This window comes from Roseateles sp., assembly GCF_036486225.1.
In the GTDB taxonomy this organism is placed as follows: Bacteria; Pseudomonadota; Gammaproteobacteria; order Burkholderiales; family Burkholderiaceae_C; genus Roseateles.
Window position 1 is genome coordinate 1 of record NZ_DASVNZ010000011.1, and the last position, 3,945, is coordinate 3,945.

The following is a 3,945-nucleotide window of genomic DNA, read 5'->3' on the forward strand; positions in this document are numbered from 1 at the left end:
CGGTCGTTCCGCCGCCGGCCTACGTGCCGCCTCCGGCTCCGTCGATTCCCGCGCCGACCGTGGCGGCTGCGCCGACGGCGCCTGCCGCGCCGGGCCAGAACGCCGATACCGCCGCCCTGTGGCAAGCCTTCTGCGAAGGCGCCGGCGTGCGCATGGCCGCGCCGCCGCAGGGCCTCAATCCGGACCTGATGCGTGTCATCGGCTCCCTGCTGAACGCCTCGGTGGACGGCGCGCTGCGCATGATGGCCGTGCGGGCCGCGACCAAGCACGAGCTGCGCGCGCAGGTGACGGTGATCCGCTCGCGCGAGAACAATCCGCTGAAGTTCTCGCCCGATGCGCAATCGGCGCTCGAGCAGCTGCTGCAGCCGCCGGTGCGCGGTTTCCTGCCGGGACCCGCGGCGATGCAGGACGCGATGCGCGACCTGGTCGGACACACCATCGGCACGATGGCCGGCACGCGCGCCGCGCTGGAGGGCGTGCTGACGCGCTTCCAGCCGCAGGCGCTGGAGGCCAAGCTCACCAGCCGCTCGGTGCTGGACAGCGTGCTGGCGATGAATCGCAAGGCCAAGCTCTGGGAGCTCTACCTGCAGCACTTCGAGTCCATCCGGGACGAGGCGCAGGAGGACTTCCACTCGCTGTTCGGCAAGGCCTTCCTGGAGGCCTATGAAGATCAACTCGAACGCCTGAGCCAGCACGGTCAGCCGTCCTCGCAGTCACAACAACAAGCACAGCAGAGCGGGGCCTGAGCCCCGCCGTTTGTCCTACACGTCGTTCACACCATGCTCAAGATCAGGGTTGCCGCCTGCAGCGAACAAGGCGCGCGCAACAACAACGAGGACGCCATCGTGGCGCACGAGAACGGCCCCGGCTGGTATGCCGTGCTGGCCGACGGCGCCGGCGGGCACCGCAACGGCGCGGAGGCTGCGCGCCGGGCCGTGCACCGCATGCAGACCAGCCTGGGCGACGCGACGCTGCCGTGGCGCCCCGAACTGCTGACCGGCGCGGTGCTGGCCGCGCAAGACGACGTGCGTCGCGGCGTCGAGGGCACGGGCCGCGACCGCATGCACACGACGCTGGTGGCGCTGTGCGTGGACGCGCAGCGCAACTTCGCGCTGTGGACGCACGTGGGGGACTCGCGGCTGTACCGCATCCGCGGCGGCGACATCGACACGATCACGCAGGACGACAGCGTGGTGCAGATGCTGATCGAGGCCGGCCTGCTGACGCCCGAGCAGGCGGAGGACCATCCGCACAAGAACCACCTCGTGGCCGCGCTGGGCATCGAGGACGACCTGCATCCGCACACCACCTCGCCGCAGCCCTTGAAGGACGGCGACGTCTTCCTGCTGTGCAGCGACGGCTGGTGGGGCAGCACGGGCGACACGCTGATCCACGACACGCTGCGCGCCGCGGGCTCGCCGGACGACTGGCTGGCGGCGATGCGCGCGGTGATCGAGGAGCGGCGGCTGCCCGACCAGGACAACTTCAGCGCGATCGCGCTGTGGGTCGGTGAGCCGGTGCTGGCGGCGACGGCGCAGACGCCGGCCGATGAGGCCGGGACGGCGGCTCAGGAATCCACCGTGGACTCCGGCCCAATCCCGCTGGAAGAGGAAGAAGACGAGTCGACGCGGCGCATGCCGCTTTGAACGTTGCCGTCGCCGCAAGGCGGCGCCCGCCGCTCGGTCTCAGGTACCCGATGAGCCGCGACCAGCGGGGGCAGGTCTTGCCGCCGGCCACCGCGTCGGCGACGCCACGAACGCGCTCAAGCGCTGCGCGGTCTTCGACAGCGCCGCGGCCGTCTCCAGGTTGCTCTGCGCGACCTGTTCCGCATCGGTCGTCGCGCGCCCCACGTCGGCCAGCGCGACTTCCAGCTGCCGCCCGGCGCTGGACTGCTGGTGCGTGGCCATCTTGATCTCCTTGCTCGCGATGTCGGACGCGGCCACGCGCTCCGAGATGAGCGAGAACATCGCCTCCGCCTCCGAGAACAGCGACGAGTTCGCCGCCACCGCCTTGACGCCGGCCTCGGTCGACATGATCGTGGCGTTGGAGACGTTGCGGATCGAATCCAGCTGGCGCCGGATGTCCACCGCGTCGGCGCGCACCTTCTCGGCCAGACGGCGGATCTCGTCGGCGACCACGCGGAAGCGCTCGCCGGCGTCGCCCGCGCCGTAGGCCTCGATCGTGGCGTTGATCGCGAGGATGTTGGTGCGCTCCGCCAGTTCCTCGATGGCGCCCAGCACCGTCGAGGCGCCCTGGACCTCCTTGCCCAGCGTCGTCATCTGCGTGACGACCATGTCGATCTGCTGGCTCAGGCTCACGGTGGCCTCGCGCGCGCGGGCCATGGCCTGGCTGCCGGCATGCGCGGCGCGCGTGCTGGCCGTGGCGATCTCCTCGACCTCCGTCGAACGCTGCGCGATCTGGTTGGCCGCCGCTTGCACCTCGTGCATCGTGGCGGTGAGCTCGATGGCGGCGGAGGAGGTCTGCTTCGTCGCCCCGGCCTGCCGCAGCGAGGACGCCTCCAGCTCCCGCGCCCGCGCGGCCACGTCCACCGCCGACGCGCCCACCATCTGCATCAGCAACCGCTGCAGGACCAGCCCGGTGACGACCACGATCAGCAGGCCCAGCAAGGTGCCTCCGAGACCCACGGCCTTGACCAGCCGCGTGGTCTCGCCCATCTCGGCCGAACGTGCCTCCAGATGGCGGACCTCGTCCTCTTCCATGTCGTTGAAACGCGCGCGAAGCCGCTCCATGCGCTGGCGGACCTGGTTGACCTTGGGGGAACGGGTGACCTCTTCCAGGGTCATCGTCTGTCGATCGGCGACGCGCTCGCGGAACAGCACGAGCAGTGCCGAAATGTCCTTTTCCGTGTTGTCCAGGTCCACGGCGCGCGAGCGCCACGCCGGCGTCACGCGGATCTCGTCCATGTCGGCGTTGACTTCGGCCGTCGACTTGTCGAGCGCCGTCAGGTAGACCGTGTCCTTGGTGAGCATGAAGCCGCGCTGCGCGGCCTCCGCCTCGGCCACGTCGTTCAGGAGTTCGGCGAGGATGCGCAGGCCCTGATGGCTCTGCGTCACGCCGTCCGCGGCGGACGCCATGAGGTAGGCGCTCCGCATGGCGACGGCGCCGACCCCGCACAGCACGGCGGCGGCCAGCAGGAATCCCAGCGCGAGGCTGCGTCCGAATGTCTTCATGTGCTTCTCCCTGGGACGCAATGTCGCACAGGCGGACGCGATCCGCAGCACCGTCGGGCAGGGAAGGGGCGACGGGCACCCGCGCGCTCAGCCGGGCCTGCCGCTCAACCGCTGCTGTTCAGCCGATGCTGATCAGCCGTTCTTGCGCTCCAGCATCGCCGCGAACGCCTCGACGTACGGTAGCCCCGGTCCCCAGCGCATGTGGACCTGCTCCCCGGGCTCGGGGTTGGGCGACCACACCGTGCAGCCGGCCAGGCGCTCCAGCAGCTCGCCCGCGGCGAGCATCGGCACCGCCGCCGTGAGCAGGCCCGCCGGCGCGGTGTAGGTGACCCACTGCACCGCGTTCTCCGGCGCGGGCAGGGTCGCCGCGTGGCTGGGCGGCCAGGGCGGGGCCGCGGCCAGCGCGGCCTCCAGCGCGTTCACGGTCGCGGTGTCGTCCAGCGTGCGCATCGCCGCGTTGGCCAGCACCGTGTACCAGCGGTCGAGGTGGTCCAGCCCGGCGCGGTCCACCGGCGGCTGCGTGCGCGGCTGCGCGATCACCAGCGGGAAGTAGCGCCCGACGTTGTCGCAGCTGGCCATCAGCACGCCGAACCACCACTTCATGTCGACGACACCCGGCGCCCACGCGAAACGCAGCACCGGGGCGGTCAGGTAGGTGTCCAGCCAGCGCGGGCCGAGCGTCTTCGGCAGGTCCTGCATCATTCCGGACAGCCAGGCGTCGCAGTGCTGCACGCAGTGTTGCGGCAGCCGCCGC

The 3,945-nt window shown here is 71.1% G+C and carries 4 protein-coding genes; 2 read left to right on the plus strand and 2 right to left on the minus strand.

The window, feature by feature from the left end; genetic code table 11:
- A partial coding sequence (gene tagH, locus VF536_RS01110) for a type VI secretion system-associated FHA domain protein TagH (RefSeq protein WP_331612931.1) occupies positions 1-746 on the plus strand: 746 nt, incomplete at its 5' end.
- Positions 747-779: 33 nt separating this feature from the next.
- A complete protein-coding gene (locus VF536_RS01115; RefSeq protein WP_331612932.1) occupies positions 780-1,646 on the plus strand; it encodes a PP2C family protein-serine/threonine phosphatase in 867 nt (288 codons plus the stop codon).
- Positions 1,647-1,685: 39 nt separating this feature from the next.
- Here VF536_RS01115 and VF536_RS01120 read toward each other — a convergent pair whose 3' ends face one another.
- On the minus strand, positions 1,686-3,191 hold the full coding sequence (locus VF536_RS01120; RefSeq protein WP_331612933.1) for a HAMP domain-containing methyl-accepting chemotaxis protein: 1,506 nt from the start codon (positions 3,189-3,191) through the stop codon (positions 1,686-1,688).
- Positions 3,192-3,323: 132 nt separating this feature from the next.
- The coding region (gene tagF, locus VF536_RS01125) for a type VI secretion system-associated protein TagF (protein WP_331612934.1) at positions 3,324-3,945 on the minus strand (622 nt) is incomplete at its 5' end.